This window comes from Actinophytocola sp., from assembly GCF_050699935.1.
GTDB lineage: Bacteria > Actinomycetota > Actinomycetes > Mycobacteriales > Pseudonocardiaceae > Actinophytocola.
Genome location: NZ_JBOHGB010000001.1, coordinates 52,975 through 69,337 on the forward strand (window position 1 = coordinate 52,975; position 16,363 = coordinate 69,337).

Sequence of the window (16,363 nt, forward strand, 5' to 3'; positions counted from 1 at the left end):
AGGACGCCTTCCAGGCGTTACCTGCGGTACAGGAAGAACGAGGACTGCAGGTCCACCTCGGCCGGCGGCTCGACCCGCTTCTCCAACGTCCACTGTGGACGCTCACGCTCGATCCACCTGGTGAAGTCGCGGTGCCGCTCGTGCGCCGCCCGCTCGTCGTCGGCCGTGTCGTTGCTGCAGATGACCACGTACCGCTCGGCGCTGTCGAACAGCCGGGTCATGTAGTCGTTGAAGATCTCGTCCTCGATCAGGTGGAAGATGACCTCCAGGGAGAGCGCGAGGTCGGCGCGCAGCCAGCCGGCCGGGTCGGCCATGCTCTTCGGGTCGTACGCGAGGAAGCTCTTGGTGTCGTCGCCACGGAACCGCTCGATGCACCCGCGCACCGCGGTCTCCGACGGGTCCAGGCCGAGGTAGCGGGGGTACTTGGCGAGCGTGAGCTGGTTGCCGTCCCCGCAGCCGAGGTCGATCACGGAGGTCACGCCGAGCTCGGCCACCCACCCGTTGACGACCTCCGCCTTCCACTCGGCCTGCCTGCCGTAGGAACCGGCACCGGACGTGCCGCCCTTCGCGTAGCGGCTCTCCCAGTAGTCGGCGGTGCTCCGGAAGGTTCGCCGGCGCACCTGGCGCACCAACGGGTTTCGGCTGAGGGTCGTCATGACGGATCGAATGCTCACGGCCCCGGACGATAGCGCAGCCGGTGGCCGCTCACTCGGTCGCGGGGACCTCGCTGAGCACCCCGTCGGCCTCGGTATAGGTCGCGCCCGTCCGCGGGCAGACCCACCGGTCACCCTCCTGGCGCAGCGGCGCGCCGGCCCTGCCGACCCAGCCGATCCGGCGCGCCGGCACACCCGCCACGAGCCCGTAGTCGGGCACGTCCCGGGTCACCACGGCACCCGCCGCCACCGTCGCCCAAGCGCCGATCCGCACGGGCGCCACGCACACCGCGCGCGCGCCGATCGCGGCGCCCTCGGCGATGGTCACGCCGACGGCCGCCCAGTCCGAGGCGCTCTTGAGGCTGCCGTCCGGGTTCACCGCGCGCGGGTAGGTGTCGTTGGTGAGCACCACCGCCGGGCCGATGAACACGCCGTCGGCGAGCCGGGCCGGCTCGTACACCAGCGCCAGGTTCTGGATCTTGCAGTTGTCGCCGATCCGCACCCCGCTGCCGATGTACGCGCCCCGGCCGACGACGCAGTTCACGCCCAGCTCGGCGTCCTCGCGCACCTGCACCTGGTCCCAGATCTTGGTGCCCTCGCCGAGCTTGGCGTTCTGCGCGACGGTGGCGCTGTCTGCCACGAAGGTCATGCCGAGGCCTTTCCGATCGCGCGGTAGGCGACGCCCGGCCAGGCGTCGGCCGAGCTGATCCTGCGGCCGTCCACGAACGTCGCGATGCCGGGCAGGTCGTCCGGGCCGAGCGCGGCATACTCGGCGTGGTTGGCCTGCACCACCGCGGCGTCCACCTTCTCGCCGAGGTGGTAGGGCTCGAAGCCGAACGCGCGCAGCTCGTCGTCGGTGTACATCGGGTCGTGCACCAGCGCGGTGGCGCCCCGGTCGCGCAGGGCGGCCACGGTCGCGAACACCCCGGAGAACGCGGTCTCCTTGACCCCGCCGCGGTAGGCCGCGCCCAGCACGACCACCCGCTGGCCGGACAGCTCGCCGTGCACGCCCTCGAGTAGTCCGATCGTGTAGTCCGGCATGCCGGCGTTCGCCTCGCGGGCCGCGCGCACGACGGTCGCCTCCGGGTCGTTCCACAGGTACAGCCGCGGGTACACCGGGATGCAGTGCCCGCCGACCGCGATGCCCGGCTGGTGGATATGGCTGTACGGCTGGGAGTTCGACGCCTCGATCACCTGGTAGACGTCGATGCCGGCGGTCGCGGCGAAGCGGGCGAACTGGTTGGCCAGACCGATGTTCACGTCGCGGTAGGTGGTCTCGGCGAGCTTCGCCAGCTCGCTGGCCTCCGCCGAGCCGAGGTCCCACACGCCGTTGCCGCGGGCGAGGTCGGGGCGGTCGTCGAAGTCCAGCACCGCCTCGTAGAACTCCCGGGCCCGCTCGGCGCCGGCCGCGGACAGCCCGCCGATCAGCTTCGGGTACTTGCGCAGGTCCGCGAAGACGCGGCCGGTGAGCACCCGCTCCGGCGAGAACACCAGGTGGAAGTCGGCGCCCTCGACCAGACCGGAGCCCTTCTCCAGCATCGGCTTCCACCGGTTGCGCGTGGTGCCGACCGGCAGCGTGGTCTCGTAGGACACCAGGGAGCCGGCGGTCAGGTGGCGGGACAGCTCCTCGGTGGCCGCGTCCATCCAGCCGAAGTCCGGCCGGGCCTCGTCGTCGGCCGTGTCAGTGACGAACAGCGGCACGACCAGCACCACCGCGTCCGCGCCGGGCACCGCGTCGGCGTAGTCGGTGGTGGCCCGCAGCCGGCCCGCGGGCACCAGCTCGGTGAGCTTCTCCTGCAGGTGCGCCTCGCCGGGGAACGGCTCGATCGCCCGGTTGACCAGGTCGACGAGCTCGGCGTTCACGTCGACGCCGACCACCTCGTGGCCCTTGTCGGCGAACTGGACGGCGAGGGGAAGGCCGATCTTCCCCAGGGCGATGACTGCGATCTTCACGCCCGCAGCCTAAATCGCCGTTCCCCGGCCCTCGGCGGCAGGCCCGAACCGGCGCGCCGGTAGCCTGCTTCGGGCGAGGGCGAATCGTCCGGTGTCAATAGGTCATCTGGAGGCGATGTGGGCGACCAGCGGGACGTGTGGCTGGTGGTACCGGTGTACAACGAGGCACCGGTCATCGCCGATGTCGTGCGCGCGGTGCGCGGGTCGTTCCCGAACGTGGTCTGCGTGGACGACGGCAGCAAGGACCGCTCCGCGGACCAGATCCGCCAGAGCGGCGCGCATCTGGTCCGCCACCCGGTGAACCTCGGGCAGGGCGCGGCCATCCAGACCGGCGTCGAGTACGCCCGCGCGCAGCCGGGGGCGGAGTACTTCGTCACCTTCGACGCGGACGGGCAGCACCGGGTGGAGGACGTCGAGCGGATGGTGCAGCGGTTGCGCCACGAGCCGCTCGACATCGTGATGGGCACCCGGTTCCACGGCGAGGCCGAGCACATCCCGTTCCTCAAGAGGTTCGTGCTCAAGACCGTCGTGGCGCTCTCGCCGGCGCTGCGCAAGCTCAAGCTCACCGACGCGCACAACGGGCTGCGGGCGTTCAACCGGACGGTCGCCGAGGGCATGAACATCACGCTCAACGGCATGGGGCACGCGTCGCAGATCATCGAGATGGTCGCCCGGGAGGACTGGCGGGTGGCGGAGGAGCCGGTGACCATCCTCTACACCGAGTACTCCATGGCCAAGGGCCAGTCGCTGATCAACGGAGTGAACATCCTGTTCGACTCCCTGCTGCGGACGAACGCCAGGAGGTAGCCGCCATGCTGATCCAGTACCTGCTCATCCTGGCCGTCGTGCTGATCCTGGTCTTCTTCCTGCGCCACCACGGTACGAGCCGGTCCGGCGCCACCGTCAAGATCGGGTTCGCCCTGTTCCTGGTGTTCGGCGTGTTCGCGGTGCTGGCGCCGACCCAGGTCAGCCGGCTCGCCGCGCTGGTCGGCGTCGGCCGCGGCACCGACCTGGTGCTCTACGCGATCGTGGTGGCGTTCGGATTCGCCACGATCAACACGTACCTGCGCTTCAAGGAGATGGAGCTGCGCTACGCCCGGCTCGCCCGCGCCATCGCGCTGCGCGGCGCCGAGCCGCCGGCCGAGGCGCAGGACGGAAAGTAAGTGTTGCGCACCCGGCACACCTGATCCGTTGGGGTGGACCTCCCCGCGTCGCGCGTGGCAATACGTTCGGGCCGCCGTAGCCTGCGGGACATGGGACGAGCCAACGCCACCGCGTGCTATCGCGAGTTGGGCGCCGAACTGCGGAAGCGGCGGGAAGCCGCGGGTGTCACGGCCGCGCGGGTCGCGGACGAAACCGGTTGGGACCGCACGAAGATCTCCCGGATCGAGTCGGGAAGGGTCGGCATCGGCACGGTCGACGTGATCTTCTACCTCGCCGCGTGCGGGGTGTACCGCCCACAGGCCAAGGACTTACTGCAGCTCTGCCGGACCGCCGAGCATCACCAGGGCTACTGGCTCAGCCCGCACGGCGAGTGGCTGCCGGGCTCGCTCAACACGCTGATCTACCACGAGGCCACCGCCGACCGGTCGATCAGCTACGAGCCGTTCGTGGTGCCCGGCCTGCTGCAGACACCCGCCTACGCACGTGGGTGGATCGCGCGAAGCGCCCCGCGCCTCTCCAGGAGTGCCGATGAAGCGCTCCGCATCCGGATGGAGCGGCGTGCGATCCTCCACCGTCGGCGTCCGGCCGAGTTCGTGTTCTTCGTGCACGAGCAGGCACTCCGGACTCAGGTCGGCAGCGCCACGGTCATGCACGAGCAGCTGCTCCACATGGTGCTCATGGCCGCGCTCGGGCACATGACCCTGCGAGTTGTTCCGGCCTCGGCGCAGTTCGGCGGGTCGTTCCGGTTGTTCGAGTACCGCACGCACGCGCCGCTGGTCTACCTGGACGGTTTCCTCACCGGCGTGTTCATCGAAGACGGCGATGTGGTGGGCGACTACTACCGCCACCTGATGCCCGAACTGCGGGCGATCGCCCTCGATACGGGAGAATCTCGGGAGTTCGCGGCCGCGCTGGCCGACGAGTACGACCGAGGGAGCCCGCCGGATGTCCACGTGGAGGAAGAGCAGCTTCAGCGAAGGCGCTGAGAGCAGCTGCGTCGAGATCGCATGGCGGAAGAGCAGCTTCAGCCAGGGCGGTGAGAGCGACTGTGTCGAGGTGGCGTTCGTGGTGACCGGGGTGGCGGTCCGGGACTCCAAGAACGCCACCGGCCCCGTCCTCGACGTCCCCGAGACGTCCTGGCGGCGGTTCCTCGCCAGCAGGTCAGTGCCAGGAAGGACGCCTTCCGGTCACTGAGCGTCCGGAAGGCGTCCTTCCTGGCACTACAGCAGCTTGCGGAAGTAGTCCACGGTTCGGCGCACGCCCTCGGCGATTTCCACCTCCGGGCGCCAGCCGAGGTCGGCGGTCGCGGCGGTCGCGTCCAGGGCCGAGGCACGCAGGTCGCCCAGGCGCGCGGGGGCCGGCTCGGGCTCGTCCGGGGCGTGCGCGGCGCGGGCCACGAGCGTGTGCAGCGCGCGGTCGGAGGTCTGCACGCCGGTGCCGATGTTGTAGCGCCGCCCGCCGCCCGCGGTGCCGGCCGCCGCCACGAACGCGGCCACCACGTCGCCGACGTAGACGTAGTCCCGGGTGTTGCCGCCGTCGCCGAACACCTTCGTGGCGCGGCCGGTCAGCAGCGCGCTCGCGAAGATGGCCACCACGCCGGCCTCGCCGTGCGGGTCCTGCCGCGGTCCGTACACGTTGGCGAGCGCGAGGTGCGTGCAGTCCAGGCCGTACAGCTCGCGGTAGGCGTTGAGGTACACCTCGCCCGCGACCTTGCCCGCGCCGTACGGGGACTTCGGGTTGATCGCGGCGGTCTCGTCGACCGGCAGGTCCTCCGGCGAGCCGTAGATCGAGCCGCCGGACGACGCGAAGACGACCTTGCGCACGCCGGCCCGGCGCGCCGCCTCGGCCACCGCGATGGTGCCCAGCACGTTGCGGTTCGCGTCGTCGCGGGGGTCGCTCACGCTGTGCCGGACGTCGATCTGCGCGGCCAGGTGGAAGACGACCTCGGGCCCGGCACCGGCGACGACGTCGGCCAGCGCGGGGTCGTTGATGTCCAGCCGGTGCACGGTGAGCCGGCCGGTGTCCTTGGCGTCGGCGAGGTTCGCGAGGCTGTCCCGAGACAGGTTGTCCACGACCGCCACCTCGTGCCCGTCGGCGAGGAGCCGGTCGACCAGCGTCGACCCGATGAACCCGGCACCGCCGGTGACCAGTGCGCGCACAGACATTCCCTTCGCGGTCGCGGACGTCCCATCGTATGGGCGGCCACCCGGCCGCGCGGCAGCGGCTCAGCCGTCCAACTCGCCGTCCTCGGCCGGGCCGAAGACGAACTCGACCTGGGCCCGCAGCGTCGCGAGCGCCGTCTCCGAGGTCAGCACGCCGGCCGCGAACTCGTACATCAGGCCGTCGAAGAGGGCGATCAGGCCGCCCGCGTCGCGTTCGGCCTCGGCCTCGGATCCGGCCTCGGATCCGGCCTCGATTCCGCCGCGCGCCAGCATGATCTGGTCCTTGATCGCCTGCTTGAGCTCGGCGCCGTCCCTGGCGAACCGCGCGGCGCTGGCCGGGCTGAGCAGAAACCGACGCACGAAGACGTTGGCCGCTTCGACCTCCTCCCGGCGGCGCGACGGGCGGGGGATCATCTCGGAAAGCACCGTCCACACGAGCCGCCGCGGGGTGTGCGGTTCCGGCAGCTTCGCCACCCTGGCCCGGATGCGTTCGCGGACGTCCTCCGAGATCATCTCGATCGCGAAGCGCAGCATCTCGTCCTTCGTCGTGAAGTAGTGCTGCACCATGCCCATCGAAACGCCCGCCTCGGCCGCCACCTTGCGCAGGCTGATCGCGTCCCAACCCTCGCGGCGGGTGAGTCGCCAGAGCGCCTCGGTCAGCTCGAGCCGGCGGGTGTGGTGGTCGATCTTCTTGGGCACAGCCCTCAGCTTTTCACAATGCATCGCATTGTAAAGGCTGCCGCTACGGGTTACAGTGCAGTGCATTGGAAAGGAGTCGAGGGGGGTGACCAATGGGCATCCAGAAGGCGCGCAACGGCGAGGTCGAGATCGCCTACGAGGTGTTCGGTCCGCCGACCGGAACGCCGCTGCTGCTCATCATGGGTTCCGGCGGGCAGCTGGTGATGTGGCCGCAGGTGTGGTGCCGGGCGCTGGTCGAGCGTGGCTTCCAGGTCGTGCGAATGGACAACCGGGATACCGGGCCGTCCACGCACCTGGGCCAGTACGACAAGCTTCCGCGCAAGCAGCGGCCGGCGTACACGCTCGCCGACATGGCCGACGACGTGATCGCCGTGTTCGACGCCCTCGGCTGGTCTGGCGGGCACCTCATGGGCGGCTCGCTCGGCGGGATGATCGCGCAGGTGACCGCCGCCCGGCATCCCGACCGGGTCCGCAGCGTGACGATGCAGTCGGTGAACCCATCCTCGTCGATCCTGCTGAGCCGGCCCCGGCCGCGGACCGCGCTGCGGGCGTTCCGCGCGATAAGCGGAAAGCCGCGAGACCGGGACGACTATGGGGAGAAGTGGGCCAGGCTGTTCAGCGCGGTGGCCTCGCCGGTGCTGCCGGAGGACCTGGCCCACTGGCGTGAGGCGGGCCGGATCGCGTTCGACCGCGGTCTCAACCCGAGGGGCGACCTGCGGCACACCGCCGCACTGCTCGCCGCCGGAGACCGGCGTCCCCTACTCGCCGAGATCACCTGCCCGGCCGTGGTCATCCACGGAAAGTTGGACGGGATGTGCCACTGGAAGGCGGGCAAGGCCACCGCCGACGCGATCCCGGGGGCGAGGTTCGTGCTCTACCCGGAGATGGGCCACGTCCCGGCGAGCACGCAGTGGCCGGCGATCGTCGACGAGGTCAGTACGGTGGCCACTCTTCGCGACGAGGACCGCCGGTCGCGAGGTGCAGGCCCACCGCCAGGACGATGAGCAGGAAGCCGATCACGATGATGATGGGCTGGGACAGCACCGCGCCCGCGATGAACATCGCCGCCCCGACGATGTCGATCGCGACGCGGGCGGCGGCCGCTGGGAGGTGGCGGTGCCGAGACGCGTCGTGGTCGCGGAGCATGCGCGTGAGAACGGGATCGGACTCCTCGAACCACTGCTCGATCGCTTTGAGTTCGCGGTCTTCGTGATGGCTCAGCATGACGGCTCCACGCGTGACGTGGACGGGCAGGCCCGCCCGGGCCGGTGAGCCGTGGATACCCGCGTCAGACGCACCGGAAAACCTTGGCTGCCCAAGAATTCTAGGCGTCGCCGACGACGAGGCATACCCGTCGCCGGCGGTCGCGGGTGCATCCGCGCGGTCAGCCCAGGTGGCCGAGCCGGCGGCTGATCTCGTCCGCGCCGTCGACCAGGACCGGCGCCAGCTCGTGCATCAGGCTCTCGGTCAGGCGGTACGCCGGGCCCGAGGCGCTCACCGCGGCGAAGACCTTGCCGTCGTGGCCGCGGATCGGGGCGGCCATCGCGTTCAGGCCGATCTCGTACTCCTGCGTCGCCACGGCGTAGCCGCGCTCGTGCACGGCCGCCAAGTGCTCCGCCAGCTGCTTGCGGGTCGTCACCGTGTGCGGGGTGTACGGCGCCATCCCGTGCGCCAGCAACTCCATGCGGCGCTTCTCGCTCCGGTAGGCCAGCAGGATCTTGCCGCTCGACGTGGCATGCAGCGGGGTCAGCCGGCCCACCCAGTTGTGCGCCGAGACCGCCGAGTTCCCGCGCACCTGGTCCAGGTTCACCGCGTAGTGCGCCTCGCCGACCGCGATGTTCACCGTCTCGCCCAACTCGCGGGCCAGGCGCTCGCACACCGGCCGGCTGTGCCGCGTCACGTCCATGCCGCCGGAGACCGCGCCCGCCAGCCGCACGATGCCGAACCCCAGCCGGTACTTCCCGCGGTCCTCGGCCTGCTCCACCAGCCCGCGCGTCTCCAGCGCGTTGAGCAGCCGGAACGCCGTCGACTTGTGGACCGCGATCTCGGCCGCCACCTCGCTGACGCCTGCCTCGCCCTGCCGCGCCAGGATCTCCAGGACGCTGATCGCGCGGTCGACCGACTGCACGCCGGCGCCGACCTCCTTGTTGCTCATAGCGAAACTATAAGCGTTCTCGCGAACGGCCCAGAGTCCTTGTCCGCGTTCGAGACGAGCGTTACGCTCACCCCAGCCCTATTGCGTATGACGAATCGAGTTTGGCTATGCGCAACACTGGCTGGTTGCGGAGCGTCCGCTACGAGGTCATTCCGACCAAGTCCATCGCGGACCGCGTCCTCGAGTCGGTGCCGACGGACGTGGCCGTCACCATCACCGCCTCGCCCACCAAGGGACTCGATCCCACGCTCGACCTCGCCGAGAGGCTGGCCGCGCACGGGTACCGCGTCGTGCCGCACCTGACGGCCCGCCTGGTCGTGGACGACGTGCACCTCAAGGAGATCGTCGACCGGCTGCTGCGGGCCGGGGTCGACGACGTGTTCGTGCCGGCCGGCGATGCGGACCCACCGGTGGGCCGCTACGACGGCGCCCTGCCGCTGCTCGTGGACCTGACCCGGCTGGGCCGGCCCTTCGCGCACGTCGGCATCACCGGCTACCCGCAGAGCCACCCCGCTATCGACGACGACATCGCCGTGCAGGCCATGTGGGACAAGCGCGCGTTCGCCACCTACATCGTCAGCAACCTCTGCTTCGACGCGAAGGCGCTGGCGAGCTGGGTTCGCCGGGTCCGTCGCCGCGGCGTGGACCTGCCGATCCAGCTCGGCCTCGCCGGGCCGGTCGAGCGGACGAAGCTGCTCGCGATGGCCGGCAAGGTCGGGGTCGCGGAGTCGGCCCGGTTCCTCGGCAAGCACCTCATCTGGTTCGCCCGCCTCGCGACCGCCTACTCGCCGGAACGGCTGCTCGACCGGGTCGGCGACGAACTGTCCACTCCGGACGCCGGGATCGCGGGGCTGCACCTGTTCACGTTCAACCAGGTGGCGGAGACGCAGATGTGGCGGACCCGGCTGCTCTCCTGAGCGGAGCTTGCGGAGCGAATCAGGTCTCGATGAGCGCGGCCAGCTCCCGCTCCAGGCCCGCGTCCCCAACGGGCACAACGGAAAGCGGCAGGCCGAGAACCTCGGCCGCGTCGGCCGCTCGCGCCCGCAGCGCCGCGGTGGGCCGCTGCGCGAGCCAGACGACGCGGCGGTAGTTGCGGAAGTAGTCGTCGCGCAGCGACGGGTACCGGTCCAGCCCCAGCTCGGCGACGACCGTGCGGCGGAAGGAGCGGACCAGGAAGTCGGTCAGCACGTAGGTGCCCGGCTCGGCCTCCAGCAGCTCGCGGAGGCGGGCGAGTCCGGCGAACACGTCGTAGCAGTGCGCGCCGCCGAGCCGGGCGACGCCACGCCGCGCGCAGACCTCGTCCAACGCGCCGTACGTGCCGCAGTCGGCGAACGCGACGGCCAGCCGGTCGTACGCGCCCAGCGAGTCCAGCGTGTCCAGGGCGGCCTCGACCGCGGCGGCGATCCGCTCCGGACGGTTGTGCAGCAGCGGCGGTAGCGGGTGGACGTGCACCGGCCAGCCCCGCCGCGCGGCGATCTCCGTGACGTGAGCGGAAAGCGCACCACACGCGACCACCGCGACAGAGCCCGCTGTGGATTCCGCCGCGGATTCCGCGATGGATCCCGTGGCCTCAGGCCGGGAAGGCGAGCTGCTCGATGAACCGGTCGTTGAAGTCCGGGCGGTCCGAGAGCTCGACATAGCGCACCTCCTCCAGCAACGCTCGCGCCCCGGCCCGCTCGCGCATCGACAGCAGCGCCATCTTCGCGCCCTCACCCGCCACGTTGCCCGCGCTCACGATCCGCAGCACCGAGATGTTCGGCACCAGCCCGATCCGCACCGCGTTCGCCGGCGACAGGTACGAGCCGAAGGACCCCGCGAGCAGCACCTGCTGGATGTCCGACTCGCGCACGCCGAGCTCCTCGACCAGCAGCTGCCAGCCCGTGGCGATCGCCGCCTTCGCGAACTGCAGCTCCCGAACGTCGCGCTGGGACAGGTAGACCGCGGGCTCGCCACCGTCCCAGTGCAACACGAACACCCGCTCGCCGGCGACCTCGCACAGCCGGTCCGCGAGCCGCGGGAACTTCTCCTGCGCCGCGTCGAACGCGAGCAGCCGGCCCGACGAGTCCAGCAGTCCGATCGCGACCAACTCGGCGACCGCGTCCACCAGACCCGACCCGCACAGGCCCCGCGGCTCGACGTCGCCGATCACCTGCAGCCGCACCGGGTGGTCGGCGCTGGCCTGGTCGATCTTGACGACCTCGACCGCGCCCTCGGCGGCCCGCATGCCGCAGCGGATCGCGGCGCCCTCGAACGCCGGACCGGCGGGCGCGGCCGTGGCGAGCAGTCGCTGGCCGTCCCCGAGCACGATCTCGCAGTTCGTGCCCACGTCGACGAACAGCCGCAGCCGCTTGTCCCGGTCCATCCCGGACGCCAGCATCCCGGCCACGATGTCACCGCCGACGTACGCGCCGAGCGCGGGGAACGTATACGCGGGCGCGCCAGGGTGCACGGGCACGCCGAGGTCGGCGGCGAGCACGCGGGGGAGCGTCCGGGTGCTCATCACGAACGGCGCCACGCCCAGTGGCTCGGGGTCGATGCCCAGTGCCAGCTGCGTCATCGTGGCGTTGCCCGCGAGCGCCACCTCGTACACTCGCAGCGGGTCCACGCCCGCCTCGTCGCACACCTCGCGGACCAGGGTCGCGAGCGTCTCGTGGGCGAGCGCGGTCAGCCGGTCGAGCGCCGACGGGTCGAGCATGGTGGCGCTGATGCGGGTGATCACGTCCGCGCCGAACGGCTGCTGGCGGTTGAGCATCGAGCGGACCGCCGCGGGCGTGCCGGTGGACAGGTCCAGCAGGGTGGCCACGACCGTGGTGGTGCCGAGGTCGAACGCGATGCCGTAGCGCACCCCGCTGGTGTCACCCGGCTCGACGTCGACCAGCCGGTCGTCGACCACGACCGCGGTCACCGTGAAGTCAGGGTCGACGCCGCTGTCCCGCAACGCCTTCGGCAGGTTGCGTACGGCCAGCAGGTCGACGGTCGGCTCGAGGTCGTCGAGCGCGGCGAGCAAGCGCTCCAGGTCGGACTGCTGGTCGGCGAGCGACGGCTCGGTCAGCGTCACGCATCGCTTCTGCACGGCGGGGCGCAGGATCACCTGGCGCCCGACGCCCACCATGGCCGCCTTCGGCCGGGTGACCAGCGGGGGCACCTCGACCGCGAGGTCGGCCTCCGCACGGGCGAGGCAGGCGAGCCGCCAGCCGTCGGCCAGCTCCTCGGAGGAGAAGGCCCGAGGGTCCGATGTGGACACCTCGACCGGCCCGTCGATCCGCACGCGACACTTGCGACACGTCCCGTGCCCGCCACAGGTCGAGTCGATGGCGATCCCGTGCCAGCTGGCCGCGTCGAACACCGACACCCCGGCCGGCACCCGGACCTCACGATCGTTCGGAGAAAAGGAGATCCGAACCCGGTCAGCCATGCCCGCACCTCAACCCGCGAGTCCAACACTCCGACCCCGCGAGTCCAACACTCCGAACCCGCGAGTCCAACGTTCCGGACCCGCGAGTCCAACGTTCCGGACGCGCGAGTCCGGCACTCCCGTTGCCGCGAGTGTTGGACTCGCGGGTCGCGAGTGTTGGACTCGCGGGTCGGGGGTGTTGGACTCGCGGGGTCATGAGTCGGTGGCTTTGAGTTTGGCGCGGTGGGCGGCGATCCAGGCGGCACCCCAGGCGTCGTTGCCCAGCAACAGGTCCGCGGCCTTCACCGCCTCGACCATCACCGGGTCGCGCGCGTCCATGATCGCCGAGGTGAGCCCGCAGTGCATGGCCATCGGCAGGAACGTCGCGCCGAGCTTGGACCGGTTGGGCATGCCGAAGGAGACGTTGCCGGCGCCGAGCGTCATGTTGACCCCGAACTCCTCGCGGATCAGCCAGATCGTCTCGAGCGTCTTGTTGACCAGCGTGGTGTCCGCGCCGATCGGCATCGCCAGCGGGTCGATCACGATGTCGGCGAGCGGGATGTCGTACCGGCCGACGGCCACGTCGATGATCTTGCGGGCGATCTCCACCCGCTTGCGCGGGTCGTCGGGGATCTCGTCCTCCTCGTTGGGCAGCGCGATCACCGCCGCGCCGTGGCGGCGCACCAGCGGGAGGATCTCGTCGAGCCGCTCCCGCTCGCCGGTCACCGAGTTCACCAGCGGCTTGCCCTGGTAGACCCCCAGCGCCGCCTCGAGCGCGCCGACGACCGAGGAGTCGATCACCAGCGGCAGGTCCGTCAGTCCCTGCACCAGCTTGATGGCCGCACACAGCAGGTCCGCCTCGTCGGCGAGCGGCACGCCCATGTTGACGTCCAGCATCATCGCGCCACCCGCGACCTGCTGCGCGACGTCGACCTCGATGCGCGACAGGTCGCCCGCGCGCAGCCGTTCGGCGAACTTGGACCGGCCCGTGGGGTTGATCCGCTCACCGATGACGCAGAACGGCTCGTCCGGTCCGATGGTGACGGTGCGGGTCGCCGAGGAGATGACGGTCTGCATGGGACACTCCGGGTCAGACTGCGGCCGCGACGCGGCGTTTGTGGATGAGCTCCTTGGCCCGCTTGACGGCCGCGGACGCGTCCGCGGCGTACCCGTCGGCCCCGACGGCGTCGGCGTACTCCTGGGTGACCGGGGCGCCGCCGACCATGACGATCACCCTGTCCCGCAGGCCCGCCTTCTCCAGCGCGTTGATGTTGGCCTTGAACATCGGCATCGTCGTGGTGAGGAACGCGGAGAAGCCGACCACGTCCGGCTTGTGCTCCTCGATCGCGGCGACGAACTTCTCCGGCGCCACCTGCACGCCGAGGTCGATCACGTGGAACCCGGCGCCCTCGAGCATGATGTTGACGAGGTTCTTGCCGATGTCGTGCACGTCGCCCTTGACCGTGCCCATGAGGAACGTGCCGACGGTTTCCACACCGGTATCCGCGAGCAGCGGGCGCAGGACGTCGAGCGCGCCACTCATGGCCTTCCCGGCGATGAGCATCTCGGGCACGAAGAAGTCCCCGCGCTCGAAGCGGGCGCCGACCTCCTCCAGGGACGGGATCAGCGCGTCGAAGAGCATGCTCTCCGGCGACATCCCCGCTTCGAGGCCGATGTTGGTCAGTTCCAGCACGCGTGGCGCGTTGCCGACGAGCGTCTCGTCGTACAGGCCCTTGAGGATCTCGTCAGGTGTCACGGCTTGGCCTTTCCAGATCTGTATCCCAACTGTCGGGAGATGGCGAGGGTCTCGGACGTGAGCTGCTCCCCGAGGCGGGCCGCGTCGGCCTTCGTGATGCGGGTGGTGGGGCAGGACACGGACACCGCGGCGACGACGGAGCCGTCCCGGGTGCGTACGGGTGCCGCGACGGCGACGAGCCCTTCCTCGAACTCCTCCCACGTCAGCGCCCAGCCCCGGCGGACGGTCTCGGCGAGGTCGGCCTCGAGCTCGCGGCGGGACATCGACCGGCCGCTCGGCGGCACGGACAGCTCGTCGGGCAGCGACATCGCCTGGTAGGCGTAGAAGATCTTGCCCAGCGCCGAGCAGTGCGGCGGCACCGACACGTCGAGCCAGTTGGTGACGCCCAGCAGGTAGCTGGCGTCCACCTGGGCGACCTGCACGACCTCCTCACCGCGCGGCACCGCGAGGTTCACGGTCTCGCCGGTCCGCTCGCCGATCTCGTCCAGCGTCGCCTGCGCCACGTCGAGGAGGTCCTGCGAGGTGTCGTGCTGGGCGGCGTAGACGGCGAACAGCGGACCCGGCCGGAAGAGCCCGGCCCGGTCGCGGCGGACGAGCCGGTTGCGCTCCAAGGCGTGCAGCAGCCGGGAGGTCGTCGACTTCGCGAGGCCGAGCTCGTCGACCAGGGACGTGAACGTCCGTGGTTCGCCGGACTCCACGATGATCGCGAGCAGCGCGGCCGCCCGGTCCACCGCCTGGCTTCCCGCCGGAACCGTCACCCAGCCTCCTCGGGTCGCGTCTCAGCGGCTTCTGAGAGTTTCATAATGTGGAACCACAGTTCCATAACACGAGCGTAGGATCCGGCGAGACCGGGCGTCAAGGGAGTGGTCTAGGGAGAGCCATGTTCCGCAATCAGTTGCCTCGTTACGAGATCCTGTCCGCGGAGGCGATGGAGGTCCTCGACTCCGGCTGGCGACGGATCGTGTCCGAGATCGGGGTCGAGTTCCAGTCGGACCGTGCGCTGGAGCTGTTCCGCAGAGCCGGCCAGAAGGTCGAGGACAACAATGTCCGGTTCGATCCGGACTTTCTGCTCGAACAGGTCGCGCTGGCCCCGCGCGAGTTCGAGGTGCAGGCCCGCAACCCGGCCAACAACGTGCGCGTCGGCGGCGACCACATGGTGTTCGGCAGCGTGTACGGGCCGCCGTTCGTGCGCGAAGGTAGCGAGCGCCGGGACGGGTCGCTCGCGGACTTCGAGAACTTCGCCCGGCTCGCGCAGAGCTTCCCGATCCTCGACTCGGCGGGCGGGGTGATCTGCGAGCCGAACGATGCGCCGCTGGACTCGCGGCACCTCGACATGACCTACGCGTTGCAGACGCTGACCGACAAGTTCTACATGGGCAACGTCGTGTCCGCCGTGAACGCCGCCGACACGATCCGGATGACCGAGATCCTCCTCGGCGGCCGGGAGGCGATCGAGCGGACGCCGGCCACGGTCTCACTCATCAACTGCAACTCGCCGCTGCGCTGGGACGAGCGCATGCTGGAGGCGCAGTTCGAGTACACCTCGGCGAACCAGCCCGTCGTGCTCACGCCGTTCCTGCTGATGGGCGCCATGTCGCCGGTGTCCATTCCGGCCACGCTGGCTCAGCAGATCGCCGAGGCGCTGTCCGGGATCGCGCTCTCGCAGCTGATCCGGCCGGGCGCGCCGGTGATCTTCGGGTCGTTCCTGTCCAACATCGACATGCAGTCCGGCTCGCCCTGCTTCGGCACCCCGGAGTCGGCGGTCGGCCTGCTGTGCACCGGCCAGATCGCCCGCCGGTTCGGGCTGCCGGTGCGCTCGGGCGGCGGGCTGACCGCCAGCCAGACGCCCGACGCGCAGGCGGCCTACGAGGGCCTCATGACGATGCTGCCGACGTTCCTCGCGGGCATCAACTGGGTCATGCACAGCGCCGGCTGGCTCGAGGGCGGCCTGGTGTCCAGCTACGAGAAGTTCGTCATCGACGTGCAGGTGCTGGAGATGCTGCAGCAGGAGTTCCGTCCACTCGAGATCACCGAGGAGTCGCTGGCGTTCGACGCGCACACCGAGGTCGGCCACGGCGGCCACTTCCTCGGCGCGGCGCACACGCTGGAGCGGTTCCGGACCTGCTTCTACCGGCCGTTCCTGTCCAGCTCGGAGAACTACGAGCGGTGGATGCGCGGCGGCGGGAAGGACACCGCGGCGCGCGCGGGCGAGATCGCGAAGAAGAAGCTCGACGAGTACGAGCGGCCGCCGCTGGACGACGCGATCCGTGAGGAGTTGGCCGAGTACGTGACCCGCCGTCGCCGGGAACTGGGGGACTGACGTGAGCGGGAGTGACGGAGTGTTCGCCGTCTGGACTGACGAGCGCGCGCGGGCGGGTGAGCGCCGAGCACGTGAGGAGGGAAGACGGCGAGTAGCGCAGGAGCGGA

At 70.6% G+C, this 16,363-nt stretch carries 19 protein-coding genes; 7 read left to right on the forward strand and 12 right to left on the reverse strand.

Annotated elements, in window-relative coordinates; genetic code table 11:
* Positions 1-17 precede the first annotated feature (17 nt).
* The 3 genes from ACRDTB_RS00290 to ACRDTB_RS00300 are packed head-to-tail and all read right to left on the reverse strand — an operon-like array spanning position 18 to position 2,606.
* A complete protein-coding gene (locus ACRDTB_RS00290) occupies positions 18-674 on the reverse strand; it encodes a hypothetical protein (RefSeq protein ID WP_431427765.1) in 657 nt (218 codons plus the stop codon).
* A gap of 31 nt (positions 675-705) precedes the next feature.
* On the reverse strand, positions 706-1,302 hold the full coding sequence (locus tag ACRDTB_RS00295; RefSeq protein ID WP_431427766.1) for an acyltransferase: 597 nt from the start codon (positions 1,300-1,302) through the stop codon (positions 706-708).
* Positions 1,299-2,606, reverse strand: a complete 1,308-nt coding sequence (locus ACRDTB_RS00300; protein ID WP_431427767.1) for a nucleotide sugar dehydrogenase — start codon at positions 2,604-2,606, stop codon at positions 1,299-1,301. The genes ACRDTB_RS00295 and ACRDTB_RS00300 overlap by 4 nt, the downstream gene beginning before the upstream one ends.
* A gap of 117 nt (positions 2,607-2,723) precedes the next feature.
* Between ACRDTB_RS00300 and ACRDTB_RS00305 the strand changes: the two genes are divergently transcribed.
* From ACRDTB_RS00305 to ACRDTB_RS00320, 4 genes are all read left to right on the forward strand, one after another.
* Positions 2,724-3,413, forward strand: coding sequence for a glycosyltransferase family 2 protein (locus ACRDTB_RS00305; protein WP_431427768.1), 690 nt, complete (start codon positions 2,724-2,726; stop codon positions 3,411-3,413).
* Positions 3,414-3,418: 5 nt separating this feature from the next.
* The gene (locus ACRDTB_RS00310) at positions 3,419-3,769 is read left to right on the forward strand and encodes a DUF2304 domain-containing protein (protein ID WP_431427769.1); all 351 of its coding nucleotides are present in this window, start codon (positions 3,419-3,421) and stop codon (positions 3,767-3,769) included.
* A gap of 90 nt (positions 3,770-3,859) precedes the next feature.
* Positions 3,860-4,756 (forward strand): helix-turn-helix domain-containing protein, encoded by an 897-nt coding sequence (locus ACRDTB_RS00315; protein WP_431427770.1) that lies wholly within the window; start codon positions 3,860-3,862, stop codon positions 4,754-4,756.
* Positions 4,716-4,964 carry a DUF397 domain-containing protein gene (locus tag ACRDTB_RS00320; protein WP_431427771.1) on the forward strand — a complete coding sequence of 83 codons (249 nt, stop codon included), beginning with the start codon at positions 4,716-4,718 and terminating at the stop codon, positions 4,962-4,964. The genes ACRDTB_RS00315 and ACRDTB_RS00320 overlap by 41 nt, the downstream gene beginning before the upstream one ends.
* A gap of 26 nt (positions 4,965-4,990) precedes the next feature.
* Here the strand turns inward: ACRDTB_RS00320 and ACRDTB_RS00325 are convergent, their stop codons facing one another.
* Positions 4,991-5,929 carry an NAD-dependent epimerase/dehydratase family protein gene (locus ACRDTB_RS00325; protein WP_431427772.1) on the reverse strand — a complete coding sequence of 313 codons (939 nt, stop codon included), beginning with the start codon at positions 5,927-5,929 and terminating at the stop codon, positions 4,991-4,993.
* A 66-nt stretch (positions 5,930-5,995) separates the two neighbouring features.
* Positions 5,996-6,631, reverse strand: coding sequence for a TetR/AcrR family transcriptional regulator (locus ACRDTB_RS00330; protein ID WP_431427773.1), 636 nt, complete (start codon positions 6,629-6,631; stop codon positions 5,996-5,998).
* Positions 6,632-6,723: 92 nt separating this feature from the next.
* On the opposite strand from ACRDTB_RS00330, the gene ACRDTB_RS00335 reads away from it, so the two are divergent.
* Positions 6,724-7,635, forward strand: a complete 912-nt coding sequence (locus ACRDTB_RS00335; RefSeq protein ID WP_431427774.1) for an alpha/beta hydrolase — start codon at positions 6,724-6,726, stop codon at positions 7,633-7,635.
* Here ACRDTB_RS00335 and ACRDTB_RS00340 read toward each other — a convergent pair.
* Positions 7,565-7,855, reverse strand: a complete 291-nt coding sequence (locus ACRDTB_RS00340) for a DUF3040 domain-containing protein (protein ID WP_431427775.1) — start codon at positions 7,853-7,855, stop codon at positions 7,565-7,567. The two genes, ACRDTB_RS00335 and ACRDTB_RS00340, sit on opposite strands and share 71 nt — an antisense overlap.
* Positions 7,856-8,015: 160 nt before the next feature.
* Positions 8,016-8,786 carry an IclR family transcriptional regulator gene (locus ACRDTB_RS00345; RefSeq protein ID WP_431427776.1) on the reverse strand — a complete coding sequence of 257 codons (771 nt, stop codon included), beginning with the start codon at positions 8,784-8,786 and terminating at the stop codon, positions 8,016-8,018.
* A gap of 107 nt (positions 8,787-8,893) precedes the next feature.
* Between ACRDTB_RS00345 and ACRDTB_RS00350 the strand changes: the two genes are divergently transcribed.
* Complete coding sequence (locus ACRDTB_RS00350; RefSeq protein WP_431427777.1) at positions 8,894-9,703, forward strand: methylenetetrahydrofolate reductase; 810 nt, start codon at positions 8,894-8,896, stop codon at positions 9,701-9,703.
* Positions 9,704-9,722: 19 nt separating this feature from the next.
* On the opposite strand, the gene ACRDTB_RS00355 is transcribed toward ACRDTB_RS00350, so the two are convergent.
* From ACRDTB_RS00355 to ACRDTB_RS00375, 5 genes are all read right to left on the reverse strand, one after another.
* A complete protein-coding gene (locus ACRDTB_RS00355; RefSeq protein ID WP_431427778.1) occupies positions 9,723-10,301 on the reverse strand; it encodes a DUF1638 domain-containing protein in 579 nt (192 codons plus the stop codon).
* A 55-nt stretch (positions 10,302-10,356) separates the two neighbouring features.
* Positions 10,357-12,201: an ASKHA domain-containing protein gene (locus ACRDTB_RS00360; RefSeq protein ID WP_431427779.1), complete on the reverse strand. Its 1,845-nt coding sequence runs from the start codon at positions 12,199-12,201 to the stop codon at positions 10,357-10,359.
* A 192-nt stretch (positions 12,202-12,393) separates the two neighbouring features.
* A complete protein-coding gene (locus tag ACRDTB_RS00365; protein WP_431427780.1) occupies positions 12,394-13,257 on the reverse strand; it encodes a dihydropteroate synthase in 864 nt (287 codons plus the stop codon).
* A 13-nt stretch (positions 13,258-13,270) separates the two neighbouring features.
* Positions 13,271-13,936 (reverse strand): corrinoid protein, encoded by a 666-nt coding sequence (locus ACRDTB_RS00370; protein ID WP_431427781.1) that lies wholly within the window; start codon positions 13,934-13,936, stop codon positions 13,271-13,273.
* A complete protein-coding gene (locus ACRDTB_RS00375; protein ID WP_431427782.1) occupies positions 13,933-14,694 on the reverse strand; it encodes an IclR family transcriptional regulator in 762 nt (253 codons plus the stop codon). The genes ACRDTB_RS00370 and ACRDTB_RS00375 overlap by 4 nt, the downstream gene beginning before the upstream one ends.
* Positions 14,695-14,816: 122 nt before the next feature.
* On the opposite strand from ACRDTB_RS00375, the gene ACRDTB_RS00380 reads away from it, so the two are divergent.
* Positions 14,817-16,256 (forward strand): trimethylamine methyltransferase family protein, encoded by a 1,440-nt coding sequence (locus ACRDTB_RS00380; RefSeq protein WP_431427783.1) that lies wholly within the window; start codon positions 14,817-14,819, stop codon positions 16,254-16,256.
* Positions 16,257-16,363: the final 107 nt, after the last annotated feature.